We start from the raw sequence: 23,500 nt of genomic DNA on the forward strand, positions 1-23,500 counted from the left end.
CGATCGGAGGCGGCCGCGGCCGGCCGGGCCGCATCAGTCGCGGGCGACGCAGAGGGCGATGCCCATGCCGCCGCCGATGCACAGAGTGGCGAGCCCCTTCTTGGCGTCGCGCTTCTGCATCTCATGCAGCAGCGTGACGAGGACGCGCGCGCCCGAGGCGCCGACCGGGTGGCCCAGCGCGATGGCGCCGCCGTTGACGTTCACCTTGCCGGTGTCCCAGCCCAGGTCCTTGTTGACCGCCAGCGCCTGCGCGGCGAAGGCCTCGTTCGCCTCGATCAGGTCCAGGTCGTCGATGGACCAGCCGGCCTTTTCCAGGGCCCTGCGGCTGGCCGGGATCGGGCCGGTGCCCATGATCGCCGGATCGACGCCCGCCGTCGCCCAGGCGACGATGCGGGCCAGGGGGGCGACACCGCGCCGGGCGGCGTTGTCGGCGCTCATCAGCACCAGCGCCGCGGCGCCGTCGTTGATGCCCGACGCGTTGCCGGCGGTCACCGTGCCGTCCTTGGAGAAGGCCGGGCGCAGCTTGGCCAGCGTCTCCATGGTGGTGCCGTGCTTGGGATACTCGTCGGTGTCCACAACCACGTCACCCTTGCGGGTCTTGAGGGTGACCGGGACGATCTCATCCTTGAAGCGGCCGGCCTTCTGCGCCGCCTCGGCCTTCTGCTGGGAGGAGGCGGCGAATGCATCCTGCTCATCACGGGTGAGCTGCCACTTCTGGGCGACGTTCTCGGCGGTGTTGCCCATGTGATAGCCCTGGAAGGCGTCCCACAGGCCATCCTTCAGCATGGTGTCCAGCATCTCCGCCGAGCCCATCTTCACCCCGCCGCGCAGGTGCATGACGTGGGGAGCCATGCTCATGCTCTCCTGGCCGCCGACCACCATGATGTCGGCGTCGCCCTCGCGGATCGCCTGATGACCGAGAGCCACGGCGCGCAGACCCGAACCGCAGAGCTGGTTGATGCCGAAGGCCGTCGCCTCGGCCGGGATGCCCGCGTTGATGGCAGCCTGGCGGGCCGGGTTCTGGCCCTGACCGGCGGTGAGGATCTGGCCCATGATCACTTCGTTGACCTCGCCGGCTTCCACCTTGGCGCGGGTCAGCGCCTCGCGGATCGCCACCTCACCGAGAAAGTGCGCGGGAACGGAGCTGAGGCTTCCGTTGAAGGATCCCACGGGGGTACGGGCGGCACCGGCGATAACGACCTCGGTCATGTTGACGCTCCTCGATTCTTGACGGATTTATTATGTCGGCGGAAAGGAGATCGGACGCCGATCACCTTAGTTGCAAGAACCCCCTCAATGCAAGACAACCGTGGTTAGCCTCCTAGCCGGTGAGGTTAATCCATTCGGCTATTGGTCGCCATACCCCCTGTTCCGCACCCGAACCAACGACCATCCCGATATGTCCCAGCGGCGGAACGATCATTTGCCCGCCCGGTATTCTGTCGACCAGAGCCTTTGCCGATGCCGGCGGAACGATGCGGTCGCGACCGGGCACCAGGGCCAGCGTCGGCACGGCGACCCGCCGGGGGTCTACCGGCAGGCCGCCGACCAGCCAGGTGCCAAGCGCCGTATCGTTGCGTCCGTACCATCCCGCCAGGGTGTCGCGCGCCACCGCGGCGGCCAGCGGCACGCCGTCGTTCAGCCAGTCCTCCAGCGCCACGAAGGCGCGGGCCGCGGCACCGTCGGGCGCCATCCGGGCGAACCGGCTGAACTTCTTCAGGACGAGGAAGGGGTCGAGCTGGGCGAACAGGGACTGGATGGCGTCCACCGGCAGTTCGCCCCACGCCTCCACCAGCGGCCCGAAGGGCTGGAAGAAGGCCGCGGCCCGGCGCGCCGTGGCGGCGTCGTCGGCATGGAAATCCCAGGGCGTGGCCAGCAGCAGCAGCGACGCCACTTCCCGCGGGCGGCGCAGGGCCAGTGCGGTCGCCAGCAGACCGCCCATGCAATAGCCGGCCACCGCCACCCGCCGCCCGGTCAGGTCGACCGCCGCCTCCAGCGCGCGCTCCAGCCGGCCGGCGATGTAATCGGTCAGGGTGAAGCGACGCTCCAGCGGCCCGACCGACCCCCAGTCCAGCAGCAGCGGCCGCACCCCTTGCCCCGCCAGCCAGCGCATCAGGCTGCGCTCCTCCGACAGGTCCAGCACATAGGCGCGGTTGACCAGCGACGGCACGAACAGCACGGGAACCCCGCCGTCGGGACCGTGGTCGAGCAGGCGGCTGGCACCTTCCGTCCACACGGCGGGCGGGTCGGGCAGCGTGCGGCGGTAGGGGTGATGGCGGTAGCGCTCCAGCCCGGTGAGCATCAGGTCCAGGCGCCGCCGCACCTCCCGGTCAAGAGCGCGGCGCAGCCCGTCGGGGTCGGCGCCGGCCAGGTCCCGGTGCAGCGCCTGCGCCCGTTCCCGCAGGTCCGGATTCCAGTTTGGCCAGCCGCTCCTCCAGGGCGGCAACCCGGCCGGCGAGGACAGCAGCGCGGCCGTCACCGTCGCCAGATGCAACCCCAGCGGCCGCGGCCCCCGGCGCGGCACCCACGGCGGCGGTGCGCTCACGGGGCGGCTCCCGGCCGGGCGGTTCGGCGGCGGCCGGTTCGGCAGCGGTCGGATCGGCAGCGGTCGGCGGTGCGGTGCTGGTCTGCGGCCATGTGCGGAACGCTGCGGGGTTGGGGGGCGGGCGCGGGTCCCAGCCGGTTCCCGGTGCCGCGCCGAAGGCGAAGCCGCCGGAACCGAAGGTGAAGGGGGCGAACGACGCCGCACCCTGCCCCATCGCCGCGAACAGCCGTGCCAGGTTCTCCGCCACCTCGGGATCGGCCGCCATGGCGGCCCACTGGTCCTGCCACAGATCCAGGTAGCGGCGGGCCAGCGCATCCAGGGATGGCGGGTCGGAGTCGGTCGGGTCATCCATGACCAACAGTATAGGAGGGGAGGCGCGCCCTTGACCAGAGTGCGCTTGAAACTCCGCGCCGCGACGTCATGACGCCGCGTCGCGGACGATTGACCGCCAAAAGCTTGCCTGTAGCCCGCGTATGGCGTAGGTCTAATCAAGCGCGATTGCCGCCGGACATTCCGTATCGAAAGACCCCACGATGGCCGACAAGGAAGATCAGAAGTCCGCTCCGATCACGATCAAGAAGTACGCCAACCGACGCCTCTACAACACCGCTACCAGCAGCTACGTGACGCTGGACCATCTGTGCCAGATGGTGAAGGATGGCCTCGACTTCGTCGTGTACGACGCCAAAACCGGAGAGGACATCACCCGCTCCGTGCTCACCCAGATCATCGTGGAAGAAGAAAGCAAGGGACAGAACCTGCTCCCCATCAGCTTTCTGCGCCAGTTGATCGGGTTCTACGGCGACAACATGCAGTGGATGGTGCCGCGGTACCTGGAGTATAGCATGCAGTCGTTTGCCCGGAACCAGGAGCAGATGCGCGACTATTTCCAGAACACGCTGGGCGGCATGTTCCCGTTCGGCCGGTTCGAGGAAGTGGGCAAGCAGAACCTGGCCATGTTCGAGCGGGCGATGCGCATGTTCACGCCCTTCGGCCCCCAGGAAGGCGCCGGTGAGGCGCAGCCGCCCGCGGCCAGGGGCAAGCCCGAGAGCGAGGAATCGCTGGAGGACCTGCAGAAGCGCATCGACGAGTTGCAGAAGCAGATCTCGTCCATCTCCAAGCCGGGGCGCACACCGCCCCGGTGAGTCGACGGGAGCGGGGCACACGCCGGCCCGGCACCGTAAGGCCGCGTTGACGCACGTCAATGCGGCGGTGCCGTGTTGCGGTCGACGCTGCGGCGTTGCAACCGACGATGCGGCTTCCATGTGCCTCGGCATCCCCATGCAGGTGATCGAAACGGACGGACTCGTCGCGCGGTGCGCCGGGCGCGGGGCGGAGCGCACGGTGTCCCTGATGCTGGCGGGACCGGTGCCGCCGGGCGGGTGGGTGCTGGTGCACCGCAACGACGCGGTCCGCATCCTGGACGACGAGGAACTCGGTCCCCTCAACGACGCCCTCGACGCCCTGGTCCTGTCCATGCGCGGCGAGAACACCGATCATCTGTTCGCGGACATCATCGCCGCACGGGAGGCCGAAGGGTGATCACCGCCGGATTCGACCCTGCCCGCAGCCTGGACTGCGGCGACTGCGGGCACCTCTACGACCCCGCCGCCGGCGATCCCGCGCGCGGCGTGCCGCCGGGCACGGCCTTTGCCCGACTGCCCGCCGGCTGGCGCTGCCCCGGCTGCGGCGCCGCTCCCCATCGCTTCGCCGGCCCCGCCGTCAGTGCCGATCCCGCGCGCGAGCGCGTCGTCGCCCTCATCGAGGCGTACCGGCACGTGGCCGCGACGGACATGAAGGGGTTGCCCGTGTGCAACTCCGCCCTGTCGGTCGAGGCGGTGGAGTTCCACCCCTACGGCGACGCCATGCTGGGCGCGCTGATCACACCCTGGACGCTGAACGTCGTCCTGCTTCCCAACGACCCCGCACGCTACGAGTCCCTGAACGACGGCGACAAGGTGTCGGAGGTGATGCCGTCCGCCACCTATGGGTTCACCATCGCCCGTCTGGGGGCGCTGGGCGCCATCGCCGCGATTCCCGCGGTGTCCGACATGACCGTGCTGCGCGACCGCAACGACGCCGTCGCCGCCGCCGTCGCCGCATTGAAGACGGTGCTGACGCCGCGTCCGCCGGAACCGCCGGCCGCACCGGAGCCGGAACCGGCGTCGGCGCCCGCTGCGGAAAGGTCGGGCGGCGTGTCCCGGCGTTCCCTGTTCCGCGGCAGGCGGGCATGACCGCGACCGCCGGCATCGAGGGGGCGGTCGCCATCCGCCTGCTCGTCAGCGCCGGCAGGGTGCGGGAGGCCCGCGTCACCATCCGGCGGCCCGCCGCGGCGCGGGCCCTCGCCGGCCGCCCGCTGGACGAGGCGATGCGCCTCGTCCCGCTGCTGTTCAGCGTGTGCGGCACCGCCCAGGGTGTTGCCGCCGCCACCGCCGTCGAGCAGGCGCTGGCCTTCGACCCCGCCCCGGCGCACGCCGCCGCCCGCGCCCTGATGGTGGAGGCCGAGACGGCAGCCAGCCATGCCTGGCAGGCGCTGGTGGACTGGCCCCGCCTGCTGGGCGAGCCCCCCGCCGCCGATCGCCTGGCGCCGCTGCGCGCCGCGGCAGCCGCGGTGGCGCCGGCCCTGTACCCGGACGGCAACGGCCTGCGCCCCGGCGGCGGCGATCTCCGACCCGATCCGGCGGCGCTGCGCCGTGCGGCGGACGTGCTGGCCGCGGGCATCGCGGCGGACGTGCTGGGCGGCGATCCCCTGCCCGGCGACGCCGACGCGCTGGCCGCCCGGGCCGCTGCCGGCCGCACCCCTGCCGCCCGCCTGCTGCACCGCGTCCTTCAGCCGGACCTGGCCGGCTTCGGCGCCTGCGCCGTGGCGGCGCTGCCGGAGGTCCCCGCGTCCTGGTTCGCCGAGCGCCTGGCGGCGGACGACGGATTCGCCGCCCGCCCCCACCACGATGGCGCGCCGGCGCTGACCGGGCCGCTCGCCCGCCGGTGGCATCACCCGCTGGTGGCGGATCTGCGGGCCCGCCACGGCACCGGCGCCGCCGTCCATCTGGCGGCCCGTTTGGTCGAGCTGGCCGAGGCGCCGGAGCGCCTGCGGGCTGCCGCCACGGCACTCGTCCCCGCACGGCGCGGCGCGCCGGCCACCCGGTCGGGAATCGGAGCCGCGGTGGTGGAAACGGCGCGCGGCCGTCTGGCCCAGCGCATCGTGGTGGAGGACGGGCAGGTCGCCGATCTGCGCAGCGTCGCGCCCACGGAATGGAACTTCGCCCCCGACGGCCCGCTGGCCCGGGGCCTGACGGGTGCTGCCGCCGACGCCGGCCTGGAGCGGCGGGCCGCCGTGCTGGTGGCGGCGCTTGACCCCTGCGTGGCGTCGGCCATCACCGTGGCTGAGGCGTGAGCCATGCACGAGATGGCGTTGACCCGGAGCATCGTCGACGTGATCCGCGATCAGGCCGGGGCGCAGGGGTTCACCGCCGTGCGCGCGGTCCGGTTGGAGATCGGCGCCTTGTCCCATGTGGAGCCGGCGGCCATCCTGTTCTGCTTCGACGCGATCAGCCGCGGTACGATCGCCGAAGGCGCGCGGTTGGAGGTGGAGCGGCCACCGGGTCGGGCGTTCTGCATGCCCTGCGGCGCACCGGTGCCGCTGGCGCAACGGTACGATCCCTGCCCCCTATGCGGCGGGCATCAAATGGTCCTCGTCGGCGGCGAGGAACTGCGCGTGATGGAACTGGAGGTGGAGTGATGTGCACGGTCTGCGGCTGCGGCCAGGACGCTGCGGTGGGCGAAGGCCACGCCCACGCGCATGAACACGACCATGAGCATGAACACGAGCACGTCGGACCCGACGGCACGGTGGTCCGCCACAGCCACGGTCATGCCCACACCCATTCCCACACCCATTCCCACGATCAGGGACATGGGCATGACCACGGCCATGGGCATGACCACGGCCACGGGCATAAGCATGGCCATGGACACGACCATGACCATGGCCACGGCGATCTGCATATGGGAACCGGGCCGGCCGGCGTCAGCGTGGCCGGGATGAGCCAGGGCCGCCTGGTGCGGATCGAGCAGGACATCCTCGCCAAGAACGACGCCTTCGCGGCGGTCAACCGTCAGCTCTTCGCCGCCCGCGGCGTCTTCGTGCTGAACCTGATGTCCAGCCCCGGTTCGGGCAAAACCACCCTGCTGACCCGCACGCTGACCGATCTGAAGGGCCGCTTCCCCATGGCGGTCATCGAAGGCGACCAGCAAACCAGCTTTGATGCCGACCGCATCCGCGCCACCGGCACGCCGGCCATCCAGATCAACACCGGCAAGGGCTGCCACCTCGACGCCCAGATGGTGACGCAGGCGGTGGGACGGCTGGGCATCGCCGACGCCGGCGTGCTGTTCGTCGAGAACGTCGGCAATCTCGTCTGCCCCGCCGGATTCGATCTGGGCGAGACCCGGCGGGTGGTCGTCCTGTCGGTGACCGAGGGGGAGGACAAGCCCCTGAAATACCCGCAGATGTTCGCCACCGCCGACCTGCTGCTGGTCAACAAGGTGGATCTTCTGCCCCATCTTGCCTTCGACATGGCCCGCATGGTGGAGTACGCGCGGCGCCTGAAGCCGGGGCTGGAGGTGATGGAGGTGTCCGCCACCACCGGCGAGGGGATGCAGCGCTGGTACGCCTGGATCGAGTCCGGCCTCGCCGCCGCCGGCGCCGCCCGTTGAGAGGAGCACCGCCATGTGCCTCGCCGTCCCCGCCCGCGTCGTCGAACTGACTCCGGATGACCGCGCCGTCGTCTCACTGGGCGGTGTGCGCACCACCGTGTCGCTGGCGCTGGTCGAAGGCGTGGCCGTCGACGACTACGTCATCGTCCACGTCGGCTACGCCCTCACCCGCCTCGACCGCGAGGAGGCCGAACGCACCCTCGCCCTGCTCGCCGAGGTGGGAGCAACGGCGGCGTGACCCGTCCCCGACCCCACGGAACCGCATCGGACACCGCCGCCATGGACTCCGGCCGCCTCTTCCCCCGCAAGCTCGACCGCGCCCGCGGATCGGTGGACATGAGCCACGGGTCGGGCGGCAAAGCCATGGCGCAGCTCGTGCGCGAGATGTTCGCCGCGGCCTTCGCCAACCCCTTCCTCGACCAGGGGAACGACCAGGCGGCCTTCGACCCGCCGGCCGGCCGGATGGTGGTGACGACCGACGGCTTCGTCGTCTCGCCTCTGTTCTTTCCCGGTGGCGACATCGGGTCGCTGGCCGTCCATGGCACGGTCAACGACGTGGCCATGGCCGGCGCGCGGCCGCTGTACCTGACCGCCGGCTTCATCCTGGAGGAGGGGTTTCCGCTGGCCGACCTCGGGCGCATCGTCGACGCCATGGCGGCGGCGGCGCGCGCCGCCGGCGTGCCCATCGTCACCGGCGACACCAAGGTGGTGGAGCGCGGCAAGGGCGACGGCGTGTTCATCACCACCACGGGTCTGGGCGTGGTGCCGGACGGCGTGGCGCCGTCGGGCGACCGGGCGCGGCCGGGCGACGTCGTCCTGGTCAACGGCACCATGGGCGACCACGGCGTGGCCATCATGTCCACGCGCGAGAACCTGGCCTTCGACACCGCCATCGTCTCCGACAGCGCCGCCCTGCACACGCTGGTGGCCGGCATGGTGGCGGCGGTGCCCGACGTCCACGTCCTGCGCGACCCGACGCGCGGCGGCCTGGCGACGACGCTGAATGAGATCGCCCACCAGTCCGGAGTCGGCATGCTGATCCGCGAGGCCGACATCCCCGTCCGCAACGAGGTGGCGGCGGCGTGCGAGCTGCTGGGGCTCGATCCGCTCTACGTCGCCAACGAAGGCAAGCTGATCGCCGTGTGCGCGCCGGAAGAGGCCGACCGCCTGCTGGCCGCCATGCGCGCCCACCCGCTGGGGCGCGACGCCGCGGTCATCGGCACCGTGCACGAGGATCCCCACCACTTCATCCAGATGGAGACCCGTTTCGGCGGACGGCGGATCGTCGATTGGCTGTCGGGGGAACAGCTCCCCCGCATTTGCTGAGACGGTGCAGAGTTCCCATTTTCCGGTAGAGCGGCTATTCCGGGCGCCGAAATTGAGATCAAGGTTTCGCCATGATAGTTTGCACACTGGTCTCGGCGCAGGTCTCGCTTGCACCCCGGTTCCCGGCGGTGACGGGAGCAGCGGCCGGGGGGCCCGGGCCGAAGGCAACAGTGGCGCAGTGACATCGATGGTCGGGAGCGTGCCGGCACCGCCGGTCAGTCAAGAGGATCGCAGGATGGCGAAACTGGTCGCGGCACTGTTGCTGCTGATGGTGGCGATGGGGCCGGCCTGCGCGGTCGTCCCCTCCGGGCGCGGCGAACTCGCCGGCCCCCTGGAGCAGTATCGGCAGGAATTCGCCAAGCACCGCCAGAACGGCGCCGTACCCGGCACGTCGGACCGCAACTACACCCTGTTCGCCGATGTCCTGCGGCGGGTGATGGCGGAGCATGTGAAGCCCGGCGAACCCCAGGTGCTGGTGCAGAAGGCCGTCGATGGTCTGGCCCGCCGCAAGACGGAGGAACCGCGCGCCGACGACCGCCGCCTGACCGAGGCCGCGCTGGATGCCATGCTCAGTTCCCTCGACCCTTACTCCGCCTTCCTGGATTCGGAGCATTTCCGCTACATGCGGGAACAGACCCAGGGTGAGTTCGGCGGCCTCGGCATCGAGGTGACCATGGACGACGACAGCGGCCTGGTGCGCGTCGTCTCCCCCATCGACGGCTCGCCGGCCGCCCGCGCCGGCCTGCGCACCGGCGATCTCATCGCCAACATCGACGAGTTGCCGGTCAAGGGTCTGAACCTGCGCGACGCGGTGGCCCGCATGCGCGGTCCCGTCGGCACCTCGGTGGCGCTGACCCTGCGGCGGCCCAGCGTCGACAACCCCGTGAAGGTGTCGCTGACCCGCGCGGTGGTGAAGATCCAGCCCGTCCGCGCCCGGCTGGAAGGCGACGTCGCCTACATTCGTATCGCCGCCTTCAACCAGCAGACCGCCCACGCCCTGGACGAGGCGGTGGAGGATATGCGCCGCCAGGCCAACGGGCGGCTGGCCGGCGCGGTGATCGACCTGCGCAACAACCCCGGCGGCCTGCTGGACCAGGCGGTCAACGTGGCCGATCGCTTCCTGGAGGCGGTGGACATCGTCGCCGTCCGCGGCCGCGATCCGACCGAGAACCGGCACTACACCGGCACCCCCGGCGACCTGATGGCCGGCCTGCCCATCGTGGTGCTCATCAACAGCGGCTCGGCCTCGGCGTCGGAGATCGTCGCCGGCGCCCTGCAGGACCACAGCCGGGCCCTGCTGTTCGGCGTGCGGTCCTACGGCAAGGGGTCGGTGCAGACGATCTCGTCCCTGTCCGGCGACATCGGCATCCGGCTGACCACGGCCCGCTATTTCCGCCCCTCCGGTGCCCTGGTGGACTGCTTCGGCATCTCGCCGAACCTGGAGATCCGCCCGGCGATGCCGGTCGTCGGTCCGCCCGGAACGCCGCCGCCGGAGGAGGTCCATGCCGACCCCGCGGGCTGCGACCCGAACGCACCGCCGCCGCCGACCCCGCGCGCCTGGAAGATGGAGGATCTGTGCCCCGACGTGGCCTTCGCCGCGTCCCGGCCGGACGACGACCGCCCCCTCAACTGCGCCGTCGCCGCCATCCGCACCCGGCTGACCGGCACGCTGGTCGGGCGCAAGTAGCCCAAGGAGACCACCCTCTCGCTTCCCATCGGCGCGCCGATGCCCTATATCAGCGCGTCCCATGAAGACCGCCGATTTCGACTTCCACCTGCCGCCCGAGCGGATCGCCGACCATCCCGTTCGCCCGCGCGACGCCGCGCGGCTGCTGGAGGTGGGCCCGTCCCTGTGCGACCGCATCGTCCGTGACCTGCCGGAGCTGCTGCAGCCCGGCGACGTGATGGTCTACAACGACACGCGCGTCATCCCCGCCCGTCTCTACGGGCAGCGCGGCGCGGTGCGCGTCGAGGTGCTGCTGCACAAGCGCGAGGGCGATGACGCCTGGGCCGCCTTCGCGCGGCCGGGCAAGCGGCTGAAGGTCGGGCAGACCATCGACTTCGCCGACGGCTTCACCGCCGCCATTGAGGACAAGCGCGACGGCGGCGAGGTGCGGCTGCGCTTCTCCGTCGGCGGCGCCGCCCTGTTCGAGCGGCTGCACGCCCACGGCGCCATGCCGCTCCCCCCCTACATCCGGCGCCCGGAGGGGGAGGAGGCGTCGGACCGCGAGGATTACCAGACCGTCTTCGCCAGCCGGGAGGGAGCGGTGGCCGCCCCCACCGCCGGCCTGCACTTCACGCCGGAGCTGCTGGCCCGCCTCGACGCGCGGGGCGTACGGCGGGTGCCGGTGACGCTGCACGTGGGGGCCGGCACCTTCCTGCCGGTGAAGGTGGAGGACATCCGCGAACACCGCATGCACGCCGAGTACGGCGAGGTGTCGCCGGAGACCGCCGCCGCGGTCAACGCCGCCCGCGCCGCCGGCGGCCGCGTGCTGGCGGTGGGCACCACGGCCCTGCGCCTGCTGGAATCGGCCGCCGCCGCGGACGGCACCCTGGCGCCCTTCGCCGACGAGACGGACATCTTCATCTTTCCCGGCTATCGGTTCCGCGCGGTCGATCTGCTGCTGACCAACTTCCACCTGCCCCGTTCGACCCTGTTCATGCTGGTCTGCGCCTTCGCGGGCATGGAGCGCATGCGCGCCGCCTACGACCACGCCATCGCCACGGGCTACCGCTTCTACTCCTACGGCGACGCCTCGCTGCTGCGGAGGACCCCATGACCACCGGCCCGACCACCGGCCTGAGCTTCGAGCTGCTGACCACCGACGGGCCGGCCCGGCGCGGACGCCTGACCACGGCGCACGGCGTGATCAACACACCGGCCTTCATGCCCGTGGGCACCGCCGCCACCGTCAAGGGCATGCACCCGGAGCAGGTGAAGGCCACGGGGGCCGAGATCATCCTGGGCAACACCTACCACCTGATGCTGCGCCCGACGGCGGAGCGGGTGGCCCAGCTCGGCGGGCTGCACCGCTTCATGAACTGGCCGGGGCCGATCCTGACCGACAGCGGCGGCTTCCAGGTGATGTCCCTGGCCGACCTGCGCACCATCGACGAGCAGGGGGTGACCTTCAAGTCGCACCTGGACGGCTCGCGCCACCACCTGACGCCCGAACGCTCCATGGAGATCCAGCACCTGCTGGATTCCAACATCACCATGTGCTTCGACGAGTGCACGCCCTTCCCGGCGACGCACGAGCAGGCGGCTGCCTCCATGCGCCTGTCCATGCGCTGGGCGGCGCGCAGCCGGGCGGCGTTCGTCGAGCGGCCCGGCTACGGCCTGTTCGGCATCGTGCAGGGCGGCGTCTACGAGGACCTGCGCATGGAATCGGTGGCGGCGCTGACCGGCATCGGCTTCGACGGCTACGCCGTCGGCGGCCTGGCCGTCGGCGAGGGGCAGGAGGAAATGTTCCGGGTGCTGGACTTCACCACCCCGGCCATGGCCGCCGACCGACCCCGCTATCTGATGGGTGTCGGCCGGCCGAGCGACCTGATCGGCGCCGTGCGCCGCGGCATCGACATGTTCGACTGCGTGATGCCCACCCGCTCCGGCCGCACCGGGCAGGCGTTCGTGCGCCGCGGCACGCTGAACCTGCGCAATGCCCGGCACGCCCACGACGACCGGCCGCTGGACGAGCGCTGCGGCTGCCCCGCCTGCCGGCACTACGGCCGCGGCTACCTGCACCACCTGTTCCGCGCCGGTGAGATGTTGGGTCCCATGCTGTTGACCATGCACAACCTGCACTTCTACCAGGACCTGATGGCGTCCTTGCGGGCGGCCATCGAGGCCGGCACCTTCGAGGAGACGGCGCGCGCCCTGGAGGAAGAGCTGACGCAGGGCGACCTGCCCGCCCTGCCCGATCCGCTGGCCCTGAGCACGGCCGGCTCGGGAGGACGCCGATGAGCGACGAGACCATCTACCGCAACCTGACCCAGCTCGGCGCCAGGACCGCCCTGCCCGACACGCCCGAGGCGGCGGTGATCGAGCGGGTGCCCAACCCCCATCCGGGGGAGCGCTACCTGGTGCGCTTCGCGGCGCCGGAGTTCACCTCGCTGTGCCCCATCACCGGCCAGCCCGACTTCGCCCACCTGGTCATCGATTATGTGCCCGGCGACTGGCTGGTGGAGAGCAAGTCGCTCAAACTCTACCTCGGCTCCTTCCGCAACCACGGCTCGTTCCACGAGGCGTGCACGGTGTCCATCGCCAAGCGGCTGGAGACGGAACTGGCGCCCCTGTGGCTGCGCATCGGCGGCTATTGGTACCCGCGCGGCGGCATCCCCATCGACGTGTTCTACCAGTCCGGCCCGCCGCCCGACGGCGTGTGGATCCCGCCGCAGGAGGTCGCTCCCTACCGTGGCCGCGGCTGACCCGTCCCCGCAGGAGCTGAAGGAGGCGATCCGCGCCCGGGCGCATGCCCTCGGCTTCGACGCGGTCGGCTTCGCCCCGGCCGCGCTGGACGACCGCGACCGCGACCGCCTCGCCCGGGCGCTGGCCGAGGGTTGGCACGGCGGCATGGAGTGGATGGCCGAAACGGCGGAGCGCCGCGGCGACCCCCGCAGCCTGTGGCCGGAGGTGCGCAGCGTCATCGTGCTGGGCCTGTCCTACGCGCCGGCCGACGATCCGCTGGAGCTGCTGGAGCACCGGGACCGCGGCGTCATCTCCGTCTACGCCCGCAACCGCGACTATCACGACCTGATCAAGGGCCGGCTGAAGCAGATCGCCCAGTGGATGCACCAACGCTTCGACGCCGGCGTGAAGGTCTTCGTGGACACGGCACCGGTGATGGAAAAGCCGCTGGCGGCGCGCAGCGGCGTGGGCTGGCAGGGCAAGCACACGGTGCTGGTGTCGCGCCGCCACGGAAGCTGGCTGTTCCTCGGCGAGATCTTCACCACGCTGGACCTGCCGGCCGATCCGCCGGAGCGCGACCGCTGCGGCACCTGCCGGCGCTGCCAGGACATCTGTCCCACCGGCGCCTTCCCGGCGCCCTACACCCTGGACGCCCGGCGCTGCATCGCCTACCTGACCAACGAGCACCACGGCCCCATCCCCGAGGAGTTCCGCGAAGCCATCGGCAACCGCATCTACGGTTGCGACGACTGCCTCGCCGTCTGCCCGTGGAACAGCTTCGCCGCGGCCAGCCGCGAGGCCGCCTTCCTGCCGCGCGAGGCGCTGACGGCGCCGAAGCTGGCGGACCTGGCGCGCCTCGACGACGCCGCCTTCCGCGCCCTGTTCACCGCCTCCCCCATCAAGCGCCTGGGGCGCCACCGCTTCGTGCGCAACGTGCTGATCGCGCTCGGCAACTCCGGCGATCCCGCAATGGCCGCGGTGGCCGCGGAACGGCTGGACGACGCCGACGAAACCGTGCGCGACGCGGCCCGCTGGGCGGTGGCGCGGCTGCGGCCGTCGAGGGGCATACCGACGGAATCAAATTGATTCCGTCGGTTCTCTAATCGGTCTCAAGGCGCGCCGAGGCCAGACGCCGGAACCCCGGGCGATCGAGCGGAATCCCTCGCGAGCCAGTTCCCCAACGCGGTCGGCGGTCGGCGACGTCCATTCGATGGTGAAGCGGCCGTCCACCCGCAAGCGGTCCGTCATGCAATGCGCCGTTTTTGTCGGGTCGGCGAGGAACCCGGACCGATACCGGCCGCGGGCACCTCGGTTGGGTCATGCCACGGCGGCGTCCAACGCCGCCTCGGCGCGCCGGCGCGGGTTCGTGTTCAGGGACGTCGTGTCGAGCCGCCGGAAGTCGCCGCGCAGGGCCTTGAGCGCGTACCGCTCGCGGTCGATCTCGGCGGTGGTACGAACGCCCAGGCGACGGAACACCGGGACCGGCGGGCACCAGCCTTGGAGAGCGTGCTGGAGCAGGAACCCGGTCACCACCGCGGGCAGGACGAGGAAACGGCGGTCCACCAGGGCGCCCAGCACCGTACCGGTCAGCGCCAGCGTCGCCGCGTTGGCCTCGAGCATGCGCTCGATGTCCCACTCGTGGTCGAGCTCGTCCAGGCGCCGTTCGATCTCCTCCGGGTGTTCGGCGTGATGGCGCAGGCTCTCCTCGATCTCAGCGGCGAAGCGGCGGTTGAGGTCCGCGGACGTGGCGTTTTCGACGCGCGACGCGGTGGCGGGCAGCATGGTTCACTCCTGTGTCGGTTCCGGTGCACGGCGCCGCGAAAAGGCGGCGCCGTCTGCCCTGCAAACATTAGGGCAGACTGATGCGTTCCCGGATGGTGTGGTCCGGGATGTCTGCGGGGCAGACCACCGCGTGGCGGCGCTGCCCCCACTCCCACACGACCGCCGCCGCGGTGGTGGCGGCGCCGACCACGGCCGGATGGAGGCGGTACGGCTCGAAGTGGGCGAGCAGCAGGTCCGCCCCGAAGACCAGCAGCAGGAGCTTGTTGCAGGTCGGGCAGGCGACCCCGAGGAACCAGAGAACCGCATCACAATCGCAGGCCGGGCACACGGGACGCCCGTTCGTCTCCGGCCAGGGGATCGCCGCGAACACCGTCTGGGCTTCCATGTCCGACAGGCGCAGCACGGTCGCCGGCGACAGCGTGCGCGCCGCGGCGGTGAGAAGAATGTGCCGGCTTTTGCTGTGACGGGGCATGGCGATCTCGGACACGGTGATCGCCCGGGTCTACCCGGCCACGACTCCGCGGTGATTCGCTAAGTTCATTATTTGTTCTGATGCGGTCAGTTCACCCGCCCGCCATGGTGGCGGATGCTCCATAAGTCCGCATAATGGGCCACGGCTGCTCTCCTCTCGCGGCTATTTCCCCGGGGCAGGGTAACCTTGACCCCGTGCCAACGGGAGAGCAGCCACCAGCCGATTACGCCATGTAGGACCCCTACAGGATCTCCAGCACGCTCTCCGGCGGGCGCCCCACGCGCGCCGTGTCGCCTTTGACGACGATCGGGCGCTCGATCACTGCGGGGTTGGCGACCATGGCGGCGATCAGCGCCTCGTCGTCCAGGTCCCGGCCGATGGCGGCCTCGGCGGCCTCCCTGGCGCGCAGCAGTTCGGCCGGGCGCCAGCCCAGGGCGGTGAGGATATCCTTCAGCTCCTGCGCCGTGGGCGGGGTCTTCAGATACTCGACCACCGTCGGCTCGACGCCGTTGGCGCGCAGCAGGTCCAGGGTCTGGCGGGACTTGGAGCAACGCGGGTTGTGGTAGATGGTCACCGGGGCGCTCATGGGCATCTCCTGGTCAGCGCTTGGGCGGCAGCGGGCCGTCGGGCCGCAGGTAGGGAGCCAGCAGGGCGTAGCTGACGGCGACCTCCAGCGGTCCGGCCGAGTAAGGCGCGGCCGAATAAGGATCGAAGACGATGTAGGCCATGTCGGTCTCCAGGCGCCAATGGGACAGGTCGGCGACCACATCGGCCAGGTCCTCCGCCCGCTCCACCAGCAACTCCAGGTCGACCTGGCGGGCCTGGCGCCGCAGGTCCGCCAGGGCGTGCGCGGCCAGCGCCTCGCGCCAGCCGCTCTCCGGCCGGAACACGGCGTCGGCGCCGAACGGGCGGCCGGCGCCGAGGTCGTAGTGCAGGCCCTCGTGCAGCGTCAGCCCATGGGCGGCGCCGGCCACGTAGGTGCTCACGTCGAAGGACACGGAGACCAGCCGCGGCGACGCGTAGGCGACGTCGTAGCCGATCATCAGGTCAGAGCGGAACTCCTCCGGCGCGTCGGCCTCCGCCTCGGCGGCGGCGGCGCGGAAGGAGTCGATATGGCGGCGGATGCGCTGCTCCACCAGCGAGTTGAAGCCCGCCGCACCGGCCACCGCGGGGTCGAGGGCCGGGTAGGAGACGTCCAGGTCGTAGCGCCGGGCGTCGTTGCTCTCCTTGATCGGCTGCGGCTCGATCAGGGCGCTGACCGGCAGCCCCTCGGTCAGCCGACGCAGGGTCTCCAGCCGGTCCATGGTCACCGCCAGCAGACAGCCGGTGAGGCCCGACAGGTCCCCCGGCGTCACCGTCCCCGTCGGCACCTCGCACACCCGGTCGCGCCACGTCAGCCATTCCCGCTGCCCGCGGTGCAGCCGGTCGCGCAGGGCGTCGCCGACCCCCTGACCGGCCGCCGCGGCCAGCAGGGCGTCGTAGGCGTCGCCCATCCGCTCGTCGGCGCGCGACAGTTCCGGCGCGGAACAGATCAACTGCTCCACAGGGCGGCGGGCGTCCGTGCAGGGGAAGCTGGCCGCACCGGCCGTGCCGGCCGTCAACAGAACCGCAATCCCCGCCCCGATGCCGCGCATCATCACAGCCCCTCCCCGCCGGTTTCCGCAGCAGACTGATAGCGCGCCCCGCGCCCCGCGCCAAGCCGCCTTGCGAATGCGCCGAAGCCCGTGACAAGACGAACCGGTGCCGTTACTGTCCGGCCGCGCCCGCGGGTATGCGCGAGAATCGAGGATCGCCGACGTGACGAAGCTTTCGCTTTCCAAGGACAAGATCAACATCCTCCTGCTGGAGGGAGTCCACGACACCGCCATCGCCGAACTGGCGGCCCGCGGCTATGCCAGCGTCGAGCGCCTGCCCCACGCGCTGGACGAGGCGGAACTGCTGGAGCGGATCGGCGCCGTGCACATGATCGGCATCCGCTCGCGCACTCACCTGACCGCCCGCGTCCTCGAAGCGGCGCAGCGGCTGTTCTGCGTCGGCTGCTTCTGCATCGGCACCAACCAGGTGGATCTGAAGGCGGCCCGCCGCCAGGGCATCCCGGTGTTCAACGCCCCCTATTCCAACACCCGATCGGTGGCGGAACTGGTGATCGGCGAGATCATCATGCTGATGCGCGGCATCTTCGAGAAGTCGTCGGACGTCCACGCCGGCGGCTGGATGAAGACGGCAAAGAACTCCTACGAGGTACGCGGCAAGACGCTGGGCATCGTTGGCTACGGCCACATCGGCAGCCAGGTCTCCATCCTGGCCGAGGCGATGGGCATGCAGGTCCGCTTCTTCGACGTGCAGCGCAAGCTGGCGCTGGGCAACGCCCATCCCTGCAACTCGCTGGAAGAGCTGCTGGGCGTGTCCGACGTGGTATCCCTGCACGTTCCCGACACGCCGCAGACCCGCAACATGATCGGCGACGCGCAGCTCCGCATGATGAAGCGGGGCAGCTATCTGCTGAACCTGGCCCGCGGCAAGGTGGTGGACATCGACGCGCTGGCCCGCGCGCTGGACGAGAAGCACGTTCTGGGCGCCGCCCTCGACGTCTTCCCCAGGGAGCCGTCGGGCGAGGGCGACACCTTCGAGAGCCCGCTGCGCGGTCGCCCCAACGTCATCCTGACGCCGCACATCGGCGGTTCCACCCTGGAGGCGCAGGCCAACATCGGCGCCGAGGTGGCGCAGAAGCTGATCGAGTATTCCGACAACGGCTCGACCATGGGGGCGGTGAACTTCCCGCAGGCGGCCCTGCCGGTGCATGACGGCGCCACCCGCTTCCTGCACCTGCACCGCAACGTGCCGGGCGTGCTGCGCAAGATCAACGACGTGTTCTCGTCGCGCAACCTCAACATCGCCGCCCAGTATCTCCAGACCGACCCGGAACTGGGCTATGTCGTCATCGACGTGGACGGCGACGCGGACGAGGTGGAGGTGCTGAACGACCTGCGCGCCATCGACGGCACGCTGAAGACGCGGTTCCTCTATCCCGGCCGCATCGGCTGAGGACGGGGACCGTCCCTTGCGCGGGGGCGGGAGTCTACCGACATGACCGGAATGGCCCCGTCTCCGCTTTCCCGCTTCACGGTGTTGACCGTCGCGTCGGCGGCCGCTGCGGCCTGCTGGCTGGCGGCCGCGGCTCCCGCCGTGGCGCAAGCCGACGGCTGCCCGGCCTTCGAGCGGCCACAGGTGAGCGTTTCCCTGACCAACGCGCCGCTGCGCCGGGACTTCACACGCACCATCCAGCAGCTTGCCCGCATCCCCGGACGGGCGCCCGGTCCGGCCGGCTCCGGGTCCGGCCACATCCTGGGCCTGGCCCACGCGGTGTTCCAGCAGACCTACGACATCGCCGTCAGCTACGGCCAGTTGGGGGACGGTGCCTACTGCGGCGCCCTGGCCTCCGTCTCCGTCACCTTCGGCACGCAGGAGCGGGTGGTCTACGTGGCCCGTGAACTGCCCCGCGGCTCCTGCATCCACCGCGAGGTGCTGGACCACGAGATGCAGCACGTCGCCGTGGACGACGCGCTGATGGAGGAGTACCTCGCCATCATCCGCCGCCGGGTGGCCGCGGTGGCGGCGCAGACGGGGACGGTGCGCTCGCGCAGCCGGCAGCAGGTCATGACCACCCTGCGCCGCCCCATCGACGCGGAGATGCGCACGATCCTCGACGAGTTCACCCGCGAGCGCGACCGCCGCCAGGCCGGCGTCGACACCGTCGACGAGTACGAGCGGGTGAGCCGGAGCTGCGGCGGCGAACTGGGAAAGTATGTGACCGGCCAGGGCCGGATGTGAGCGCAGGCGCGGGGGACCAACCCATTGCCGCCCCGTCCACCCTGTGCTAGGGCCGTGCGGGCAACCGCACCCGACGGACCATGACCGCCGATCTCATCCTCGTTCTGCTTCTCCTCGCCGCCGCCATCGTCATGTTCGCCGCCAACCGGCCGCGCATGGACGCCGTCGGGCTCCTGATGATCACGGTGCTGCCCTTCACCGGCATCATCACCATGAACGAGGCCCTGTCCGGCTTCAGCGACCCCAACATCGTGCTGATCGCCGCCCTGTTCGTGATCGGCGAGGGGCTGGTGCGCACCGGCATCGCGCGGCGCCTGGGGGACTGGCTGATCGCCCGCGCCGGGCGCAGCGAAACCCGCCTTCTGTCGCTTCTGATGGTCATCGTCGCCGGCGTCGGTTCGGTGATGAGTTCCACCGGTGTCGTCGCCATCTTCATCCCCGTGGTTCTGCGCATGGCGCGCACCGCCGGCATCGCCGCGGGGCGGCTGATGATGCCGCTCAGCGTCGCGGCCCTGCTCAGCGGCATGATGACCCTCGTCGCCACGGCGCCGAACCTGGTGGTGAACGCCGAACTGGTGCGCCACGGGTTCGACGGGTTCCATTTCTTCAGCATCACGCCCTTCGGCCTGCCGCTGCTGGTGCTGGGCGTCGGCTACATGCTGTTCGCCCGCCGCTGGCTGGCCGGCCGGCAGCCGGAGCAGCCGGTGGAGAGCGTGCGGCCGGCCCTCGCCGACTGGGTCCGCGACTACGGCCTGGCGGAGCGGGAGCACCGCCTGCGCGTCGGCCCGGACTCGCCGCTGGTCGGCAAGCGTCTGGACGAACTCAACCTGCGCAGCACGTCCGGCGTGAACATCATCGCGGTGGAGCGCAACGGCCGCTTCGAGCACCGCCTGATCCGCCCGCAGGCGGAGACCGTGCTGCACGGCGGCGACGTCCTGTTCCTCGACCTGTTTTCGCCCGCCATCGACATCGCGGAGGTGGCGCGGCGGTACCGGCTGGAAAAGCTGACCCTGTCGGGCGCCTACTTCTCCGACCGGTCGCAGGACATCGGCATGGTCGAGGTGATGATCCCGCCGACGTCGGCGCTGGTCGGCAAGACCGTGGTCAAGGCGCGCTTTCGCACGCAATACGGGCTGAACGTGGTGGGGCTGCGGCGGGGCACCGTGCCGCACCGGGAAAGCCTGCTCGACGAACACCTCAAGGTCGGCGACACGCTGCTGCTGGTGGGCACCTGGAAGGCGATCCGCCGGCTTCAGAGCGCGCCGGTGGACCTGATCATCCTCAACCTGCCCGGGGAGCTGGACGAGATCGTGCCGGCCGCCGCCCGGGCGCCGCACGCCCTGGTCGCCCTGGCGGTGACCGTCGGCCTGATGATCACCGGCGTCGTGCCCAACGTTCAGGCGGCGCTGATCGGCTGCCTGCTGCTGGGGGTGCTGCGCTGCATCGACCTGGACGCCGCCTACCGCTCGATCCACTGGCAGAGCCTGATCCTGATCGTCGGCATGCTGCCGTTCTCCATCGCCCTTCAGAAGACAGGCGGTGTCGATCTGGCGGCAGACACCCTGTTGACGCTGGCCGGAGACGCCGGCCCCCGCATGATCCTGGCCGGCCTGTTCGCCATCACCGCCGTGTTCGGGCTGTTCATCTCCAACACCGCCACAGCCGTGCTGATGGCGCCGGTCGCCCTGGCGGTTGCCGAGACGCTCCAGGCGTCACCCTACCCGTTCGCGATGATCGTTGCCCTGGCGGCCTCCTCCGCCTTCATGACGCCGGTGTCGTCGCCGGTGAACACGCTGGTGGTCGGCCCCGGCAACTACGTCTTCACCGATTTCGTGAAGGTCGGCGTGCCCTTCACGGTGCTCGTGATGATCGTCAGCGTGCTGCTGGTCCCCTGGCTGCTGCCGCCCTGACGACCCGGCCCGGCCGGATCAATCACGCCCGTACAGCCCCTGGTCCCCCGTCTCTTCGCCGCGCAGCCGCTCCAGCTCGCGGCTGTAGCGGCGCAGGGCGAACGCCTCGGTGATGTAGCCGAGGATGGCGCGCTCTCCCGCCGCGGTCACCGGCAGGATCTCGGCTTCCGAGTCGCGGAAGCGGGCGAGCACGGTGCGGATGTCATCGCGCTCGCCCAGCACGGCGTCTCGGTGGAGCGCCAGGTCGCGCACGCACATCCCCTCCAGTTCCGGGTCGTAGGACGGGTCATGAACCGCCGCCATGTCCACCACGCCGGCGTAGCGCCCGGCGGTGTCCACCGCGAACACCGCCTTGACCGAACCCAACGGGAACAGGCGGCGCAGACCGGCCAGCGTCGTGGTCTCCGGCACCGTCTTGTGATCGCGGCGCATCAGCCGGTTGGCCGTCAGCTCGCCCATCCAGCCCACGTCGTGGGCGCCACGGATCGGCACGCCGCGCAGGTGAAAGCGCCAGGTGGTGAAGGAATAGCCGAAAGCGTGGCGCACCACGGTGGTGGACACCACCACCCCGGTCAGCACCCCGGCCGCCGCGGTCAGGTCGGCGGTCGCCTCCAGAACCAGCAGCACCATGGTCATCGGCCCGCCGACCACCCCCGCGGCCACCGCTCCCATGCCGACCAGGATCAACGCTCCGGCATCGAGGCCGAGACCGGGAACATACCGTTCCGCCAGAAGGCCGAGAAGACCGCCGAACAGGGCGCCCAGGAACAGCGATGCGCTGAACAGTCCGCCGCGGAACCCGGCCCCGAGGGACAGGGCCGACGCCAGAATCTTGGTGACCAGCAGGGCTGCCAGGGCCGCCGCGCCGATCTCCAGCGGCGGCGGGGCGGCACCGGGGCCGGCGCCCAGCACCTCCGGAAAGGCGAGCGCCAGGAGGCCGACACCGAAGCCGCCCAGGGCCGGGCGCCCCCACACCGGGCCGGGCAACGCGCGGAACGCACGCTCCGCCAGCGTCACCGCCTGCATGGCGGCAATGGCGAGCCACCCGGACAGGAACCCCACCCCCGCACACGCCAGATAATCCCAGCCGTACAGGGCCACGCCGGCGGGCGCCGCCACCGCCGCGTGCCCGGCCCCGGACAGCCAGGTGGCCACGGCCACCGACACGCCCGCCGCCGCTCCCACCGGTGCCAGCGTCGCCAGCGTGTATCCCCCCAGCACCAGCTCGAAGGCGTAGAAGGCGCCGGCCAGCGGGGCGGAGTAGGCAGCGGCGATGGCCGCGGCGGCGCCGCATCCCACCAGCGTGCGCAGATCGCCGCGGCGCACCCGGAGCCACTGCCCGGCTCGCGACGTCATCCCCGATCCCGCCTGGGTATAGGCTGCTTCCATCCCCACCGACGCGCCCGAGGCGTTGGAGATCAGCGTCAGGTAAGTCAGCCGTACGCTGTCCAGCAGCGACATCCGGCCGCCGAACAGGGCGTTGGCCTCGACGGGATCGACGATGTCACGCGGGCGCCAGCGCTTGAGCCCGGCCAGCAGCAGCCCCAGCGCCAGCCCGCCCACCGTGGGCACCGCCACCACACGCCAGTCCGCCAGGGCGGCGTCGGCGCCGAGGTGGGTCCCCGCCGGCAGGTGGAAGGCCGTCCGCTGAGCCCACGCCACCGCGGCGTGCAGCATCGCCACGCCGGCGCCCACCGCGCCGCCCAGCGTCGCCGCCAGAACGATCAGCGCCAGCGGGCTGTCGCGCAGGGCGTGCCGGGCCCGCGCCGGCGCGGCCGCGGCCGATTCCGCCCGGTTCCCCGGAATGGCGGATTCCGTCATGACGGACGGCGCGCCTTCAGCCGCCGGTGTTGACCAGCCCGCCGCGGTCGCGCGGCGCCACGCCGCCGCCGCCGGCACCGTGTTGACGCAGGTAGGCCATCATCTCCGGCGAGTCCCACTCGGCCGCGCCCTCCAGGCGGGCGATCTCGCGGCCCTGCTCGTCGATCAGCAGCGTGGTGGGCAGGCCGCGCGGCGACAGGGCCGCCATGCTGGCGTTGCCGGGATCGAGGAAGAGCCCCAGTCGCCGAACCCCCAGTTTCTCCAGGAACGGCTGCACCGTGTCGCGCCCGCCGCGGTCCACCGACAGGGCGAGCACGAGGAACCGGTCGCCGCCCAGCGCCGCCTCCAGGCGATCGAGGGCCGGCATCTCCTTCACGCACGGCGCGCACCACGTGGCCCACAGGTTCAGCAGCACCATCCGGCCGGCGAAATCGGCCACCGTGACCTTGGCGCCGTCGCCGTCGACGAAGGCGAAGTCCGGCACCGGCCGCGGCGGCGACACCGCCCGGAAGCGTTCCGGGCCGGCCGCGACCGTCCCCGCCGCGGGCGAGGCCGCGGCCCCGGCCGGCAGGGTCACCACCGTCGGCGCCGCCGCCGGGGTCATCCATGCGCCGGCCGCCAACCACGCCGCGACGCCCACGGCCACCGAAAGGATTGCGGAGACCGCCAAAGTCCGCATACTCACCGTC

The 23,500-nt window shown here is 71.4% G+C and carries 24 protein-coding genes; 16 read left to right on the top strand and 8 right to left on the bottom strand.

Annotation, left to right across the window (positions count from 1 at the left end; translation table 11 throughout):
- Positions 1–33 precede the first annotated feature (33 nt).
- The gene (locus G472_RS0102710) at positions 34–1,209 is read right to left on the bottom strand and encodes an acetyl-CoA C-acetyltransferase (protein WP_029007141.1); all 1,176 of its coding nucleotides are present in this window, start codon (positions 1,207–1,209) and stop codon (positions 34–36) included.
- 112 nt (positions 1,210–1,321) lie between these two features.
- Positions 1,322–2,545 carry an alpha/beta fold hydrolase gene (locus G472_RS0102715; RefSeq protein ID WP_029007142.1) on the bottom strand — a complete coding sequence of 408 codons (1,224 nt, stop codon included), beginning with the start codon at positions 2,543–2,545 and terminating at the stop codon, positions 1,322–1,324.
- A 533-nt stretch (positions 2,546–3,078) separates the two neighbouring features.
- On the opposite strand from G472_RS0102715, the gene phaR reads away from it, so the two are divergent.
- The 13 genes from phaR (at position 3,079) to queG (ending at position 14,081) form a co-directional block, all read left to right on the top strand.
- The gene (gene phaR, locus G472_RS0102720) at positions 3,079–3,690 is read left to right on the top strand and encodes a polyhydroxyalkanoate synthesis repressor PhaR (RefSeq protein WP_029007143.1); all 612 of its coding nucleotides are present in this window, start codon (positions 3,079–3,081) and stop codon (positions 3,688–3,690) included.
- 118 nt (positions 3,691–3,808) lie between these two features.
- A complete protein-coding gene (locus G472_RS0102725; protein ID WP_029007144.1) occupies positions 3,809–4,087 on the top strand; it encodes a HypC/HybG/HupF family hydrogenase formation chaperone in 279 nt (92 codons plus the stop codon).
- Positions 4,084–4,779 carry a [NiFe]-hydrogenase assembly chaperone HybE gene (hybE, locus tag G472_RS40745; RefSeq protein ID WP_051340218.1) on the top strand — a complete coding sequence of 232 codons (696 nt, stop codon included), beginning with the start codon at positions 4,084–4,086 and terminating at the stop codon, positions 4,777–4,779. Before G472_RS0102725 ends, hybE begins: the two co-directional genes overlap by 4 nt.
- Positions 4,776–5,939 (top strand): hypothetical protein, encoded by a 1,164-nt coding sequence (locus G472_RS0102735; protein ID WP_029007145.1) that lies wholly within the window; start codon positions 4,776–4,778, stop codon positions 5,937–5,939. The genes hybE and G472_RS0102735 overlap by 4 nt, the downstream gene beginning before the upstream one ends.
- Positions 5,940–5,951: 12 nt before the next feature.
- Positions 5,952–6,284 carry a hydrogenase maturation nickel metallochaperone HypA/HybF gene (locus G472_RS0102740; RefSeq protein WP_245593365.1) on the top strand — a complete coding sequence of 111 codons (333 nt, stop codon included), beginning with the start codon at positions 5,952–5,954 and terminating at the stop codon, positions 6,282–6,284.
- The gene (gene hypB / locus G472_RS0102745) at positions 6,284–7,261 is read left to right on the top strand and encodes a hydrogenase nickel incorporation protein HypB (RefSeq protein WP_029007147.1); all 978 of its coding nucleotides are present in this window, start codon (positions 6,284–6,286) and stop codon (positions 7,259–7,261) included. The genes G472_RS0102740 and hypB overlap by 1 nt, the downstream gene beginning before the upstream one ends.
- Before the next feature lie 13 nt (positions 7,262–7,274).
- Positions 7,275–7,499, top strand: a complete 225-nt coding sequence (locus tag G472_RS0102750) for a HypC/HybG/HupF family hydrogenase formation chaperone (protein WP_029007148.1) — start codon at positions 7,275–7,277, stop codon at positions 7,497–7,499.
- Between the two features lie 41 nt (positions 7,500–7,540).
- The gene (hypE, locus tag G472_RS0102755) at positions 7,541–8,587 is read left to right on the top strand and encodes a hydrogenase expression/formation protein HypE (protein ID WP_029007149.1); all 1,047 of its coding nucleotides are present in this window, start codon (positions 7,541–7,543) and stop codon (positions 8,585–8,587) included.
- Positions 8,588–8,822: 235 nt separating this feature from the next.
- Positions 8,823–10,274, top strand: a complete 1,452-nt coding sequence (locus G472_RS0102760) for a S41 family peptidase (RefSeq protein WP_035690716.1) — start codon at positions 8,823–8,825, stop codon at positions 10,272–10,274.
- A 61-nt stretch (positions 10,275–10,335) separates the two neighbouring features.
- Entirely contained in the window at positions 10,336–11,367 is a 1,032-nt protein-coding gene (gene queA / locus G472_RS0102765; RefSeq protein WP_029007151.1) for a tRNA preQ1(34) S-adenosylmethionine ribosyltransferase-isomerase QueA, read from the top strand.
- On the top strand, positions 11,364–12,551 hold the full coding sequence (gene tgt, locus G472_RS30890) for a tRNA guanosine(34) transglycosylase Tgt (RefSeq protein ID WP_035690719.1): 1,188 nt from the start codon (positions 11,364–11,366) through the stop codon (positions 12,549–12,551). The genes queA and tgt overlap by 4 nt, the downstream gene beginning before the upstream one ends.
- On the top strand, positions 12,548–13,015 hold the full coding sequence (gene queF / locus G472_RS0102775; protein ID WP_029007152.1) for a preQ(1) synthase: 468 nt from the start codon (positions 12,548–12,550) through the stop codon (positions 13,013–13,015). The genes tgt and queF overlap by 4 nt, the downstream gene beginning before the upstream one ends.
- Positions 13,002–14,081, top strand: a complete 1,080-nt coding sequence (gene queG, locus G472_RS0102780) for a tRNA epoxyqueuosine(34) reductase QueG (RefSeq protein ID WP_029007153.1) — start codon at positions 13,002–13,004, stop codon at positions 14,079–14,081. Before queF ends, queG begins: the two co-directional genes overlap by 14 nt.
- Positions 14,082–14,312: 231 nt before the next feature.
- Here the strand turns inward: queG and G472_RS0102785 are convergent, their stop codons facing one another.
- The 4 genes from G472_RS0102785 to G472_RS36705 all read right to left on the bottom strand — a co-directional run bounded on the left by G472_RS0102785 (position 14,313) and on the right by G472_RS36705 (position 16,886).
- On the bottom strand, positions 14,313–14,777 hold the full coding sequence (locus G472_RS0102785; protein WP_029007154.1) for a DUF2892 domain-containing protein: 465 nt from the start codon (positions 14,775–14,777) through the stop codon (positions 14,313–14,315).
- Positions 14,778–14,844: 67 nt separating this feature from the next.
- Positions 14,845–15,249: a hypothetical protein gene (locus G472_RS40775; RefSeq protein WP_156926961.1), complete on the bottom strand. Its 405-nt coding sequence runs from the start codon at positions 15,247–15,249 to the stop codon at positions 14,845–14,847.
- A gap of 241 nt (positions 15,250–15,490) precedes the next feature.
- A complete protein-coding gene (arsC, locus tag G472_RS0102795; protein ID WP_029007156.1) occupies positions 15,491–15,835 on the bottom strand; it encodes an arsenate reductase (glutaredoxin) in 345 nt (114 codons plus the stop codon).
- Between the two features lie 13 nt (positions 15,836–15,848).
- The gene (locus tag G472_RS36705; RefSeq protein WP_051340219.1) at positions 15,849–16,886 is read right to left on the bottom strand and encodes a DUF3298 domain-containing protein; all 1,038 of its coding nucleotides are present in this window, start codon (positions 16,884–16,886) and stop codon (positions 15,849–15,851) included.
- Positions 16,887–17,046: 160 nt separating this feature from the next.
- Between G472_RS36705 and serA the strand changes: the two genes are divergently transcribed.
- The 3 genes from serA to G472_RS0102815 all read left to right on the top strand — a co-directional run bounded on the left by serA (position 17,047) and on the right by G472_RS0102815 (position 20,990).
- Positions 17,047–18,294, top strand: a complete 1,248-nt coding sequence (serA, locus tag G472_RS0102805) for a phosphoglycerate dehydrogenase (protein ID WP_029007157.1) — start codon at positions 17,047–17,049, stop codon at positions 18,292–18,294.
- Positions 18,295–18,336: 42 nt separating this feature from the next.
- Positions 18,337–19,080, top strand: coding sequence for a hypothetical protein (locus tag G472_RS0102810; protein WP_051340222.1), 744 nt, complete (start codon positions 18,337–18,339; stop codon positions 19,078–19,080).
- An 80-nt stretch (positions 19,081–19,160) separates the two neighbouring features.
- Entirely contained in the window at positions 19,161–20,990 is a 1,830-nt protein-coding gene (locus G472_RS0102815; RefSeq protein ID WP_029007159.1) for an SLC13 family permease, read from the top strand.
- Between the two features lie 18 nt (positions 20,991–21,008).
- Here the strand turns inward: G472_RS0102815 and G472_RS0102820 are convergent, their stop codons facing one another.
- Positions 21,009–22,811: a chloride channel protein gene (locus tag G472_RS0102820; protein ID WP_029007160.1), complete on the bottom strand. Its 1,803-nt coding sequence runs from the start codon at positions 22,809–22,811 to the stop codon at positions 21,009–21,011.
- A 16-nt stretch (positions 22,812–22,827) separates the two neighbouring features.
- Positions 22,828–23,490: a TlpA family protein disulfide reductase gene (locus G472_RS0102825; protein ID WP_035690721.1), complete on the bottom strand. Its 663-nt coding sequence runs from the start codon at positions 23,488–23,490 to the stop codon at positions 22,828–22,830.
- Positions 23,491–23,500 lie beyond the last annotated feature (10 nt).

The organism is Azospirillum halopraeferens DSM 3675, from assembly GCF_000429625.1.
GTDB classification, from domain to species: Bacteria; Pseudomonadota; Alphaproteobacteria; order Azospirillales; family Azospirillaceae; genus Azospirillum; species Azospirillum halopraeferens.

Bases quoted from the DNA above. Each gene is read 5' to 3' on its own strand.
- G472_RS0102760 (WP_035690716.1), top strand. From the start codon at position 8,823: ATGGCGAAACTGGTCGCGGCACTGTTGCTGCTGATGGTGGCGATGGGG.
- G472_RS0102735 (WP_029007145.1), top strand. From the start codon at position 4,776: ATGACCGCGACCGCCGGCATCGAGGGGGCGGTCGCCATCCGCCTGCTC.
- G472_RS0102740 (WP_245593365.1), top strand. From the start codon at position 5,952: ATGGCGTTGACCCGGAGCATCGTCGACGTGATCCGCGATCAGGCCGGG.
- arsC (WP_029007156.1), bottom strand. From the start codon at position 15,835: ATGAGCGCCCCGGTGACCATCTACCACAACCCGCGTTGCTCCAAGTCC.
- G472_RS40775 (WP_156926961.1), bottom strand. From the start codon at position 15,249: ATGCCCCGTCACAGCAAAAGCCGGCACATTCTTCTCACCGCCGCGGCG.
- G472_RS0102785 (WP_029007154.1), bottom strand. From the start codon at position 14,777: ATGCTGCCCGCCACCGCGTCGCGCGTCGAAAACGCCACGTCCGCGGAC.
- queF (WP_029007152.1), top strand. From the start codon at position 12,548: ATGAGCGACGAGACCATCTACCGCAACCTGACCCAGCTCGGCGCCAGG.
- G472_RS0102820 (WP_029007160.1), bottom strand. From the start codon at position 22,811: ATGACGGAATCCGCCATTCCGGGGAACCGGGCGGAATCGGCCGCGGCC.
- G472_RS0102750 (WP_029007148.1), top strand. From the start codon at position 7,275: ATGTGCCTCGCCGTCCCCGCCCGCGTCGTCGAACTGACTCCGGATGAC.
- hypB (WP_029007147.1), top strand. From the start codon at position 6,284: ATGTGCACGGTCTGCGGCTGCGGCCAGGACGCTGCGGTGGGCGAAGGC.
- G472_RS0102725 (WP_029007144.1), top strand. From the start codon at position 3,809: ATGTGCCTCGGCATCCCCATGCAGGTGATCGAAACGGACGGACTCGTC.
- G472_RS36705 (WP_051340219.1), bottom strand. From the start codon at position 16,886: ATGATGCGCGGCATCGGGGCGGGGATTGCGGTTCTGTTGACGGCCGGC.
- hypE (WP_029007149.1), top strand. From the start codon at position 7,541: ATGGACTCCGGCCGCCTCTTCCCCCGCAAGCTCGACCGCGCCCGCGGA.
- G472_RS0102710 (WP_029007141.1), bottom strand. From the start codon at position 1,209: ATGACCGAGGTCGTTATCGCCGGTGCCGCCCGTACCCCCGTGGGATCC.
- tgt (WP_035690719.1), top strand. From the start codon at position 11,364: ATGACCACCGGCCCGACCACCGGCCTGAGCTTCGAGCTGCTGACCACC.
- G472_RS0102825 (WP_035690721.1), bottom strand. From the start codon at position 23,490: ATGCGGACTTTGGCGGTCTCCGCAATCCTTTCGGTGGCCGTGGGCGTC.
- queA (WP_029007151.1), top strand. From the start codon at position 10,336: ATGAAGACCGCCGATTTCGACTTCCACCTGCCGCCCGAGCGGATCGCC.
- phaR (WP_029007143.1), top strand. From the start codon at position 3,079: ATGGCCGACAAGGAAGATCAGAAGTCCGCTCCGATCACGATCAAGAAG.
- G472_RS0102810 (WP_051340222.1), top strand. From the start codon at position 18,337: ATGACCGGAATGGCCCCGTCTCCGCTTTCCCGCTTCACGGTGTTGACC.
- G472_RS0102815 (WP_029007159.1), top strand. From the start codon at position 19,161: ATGACCGCCGATCTCATCCTCGTTCTGCTTCTCCTCGCCGCCGCCATC.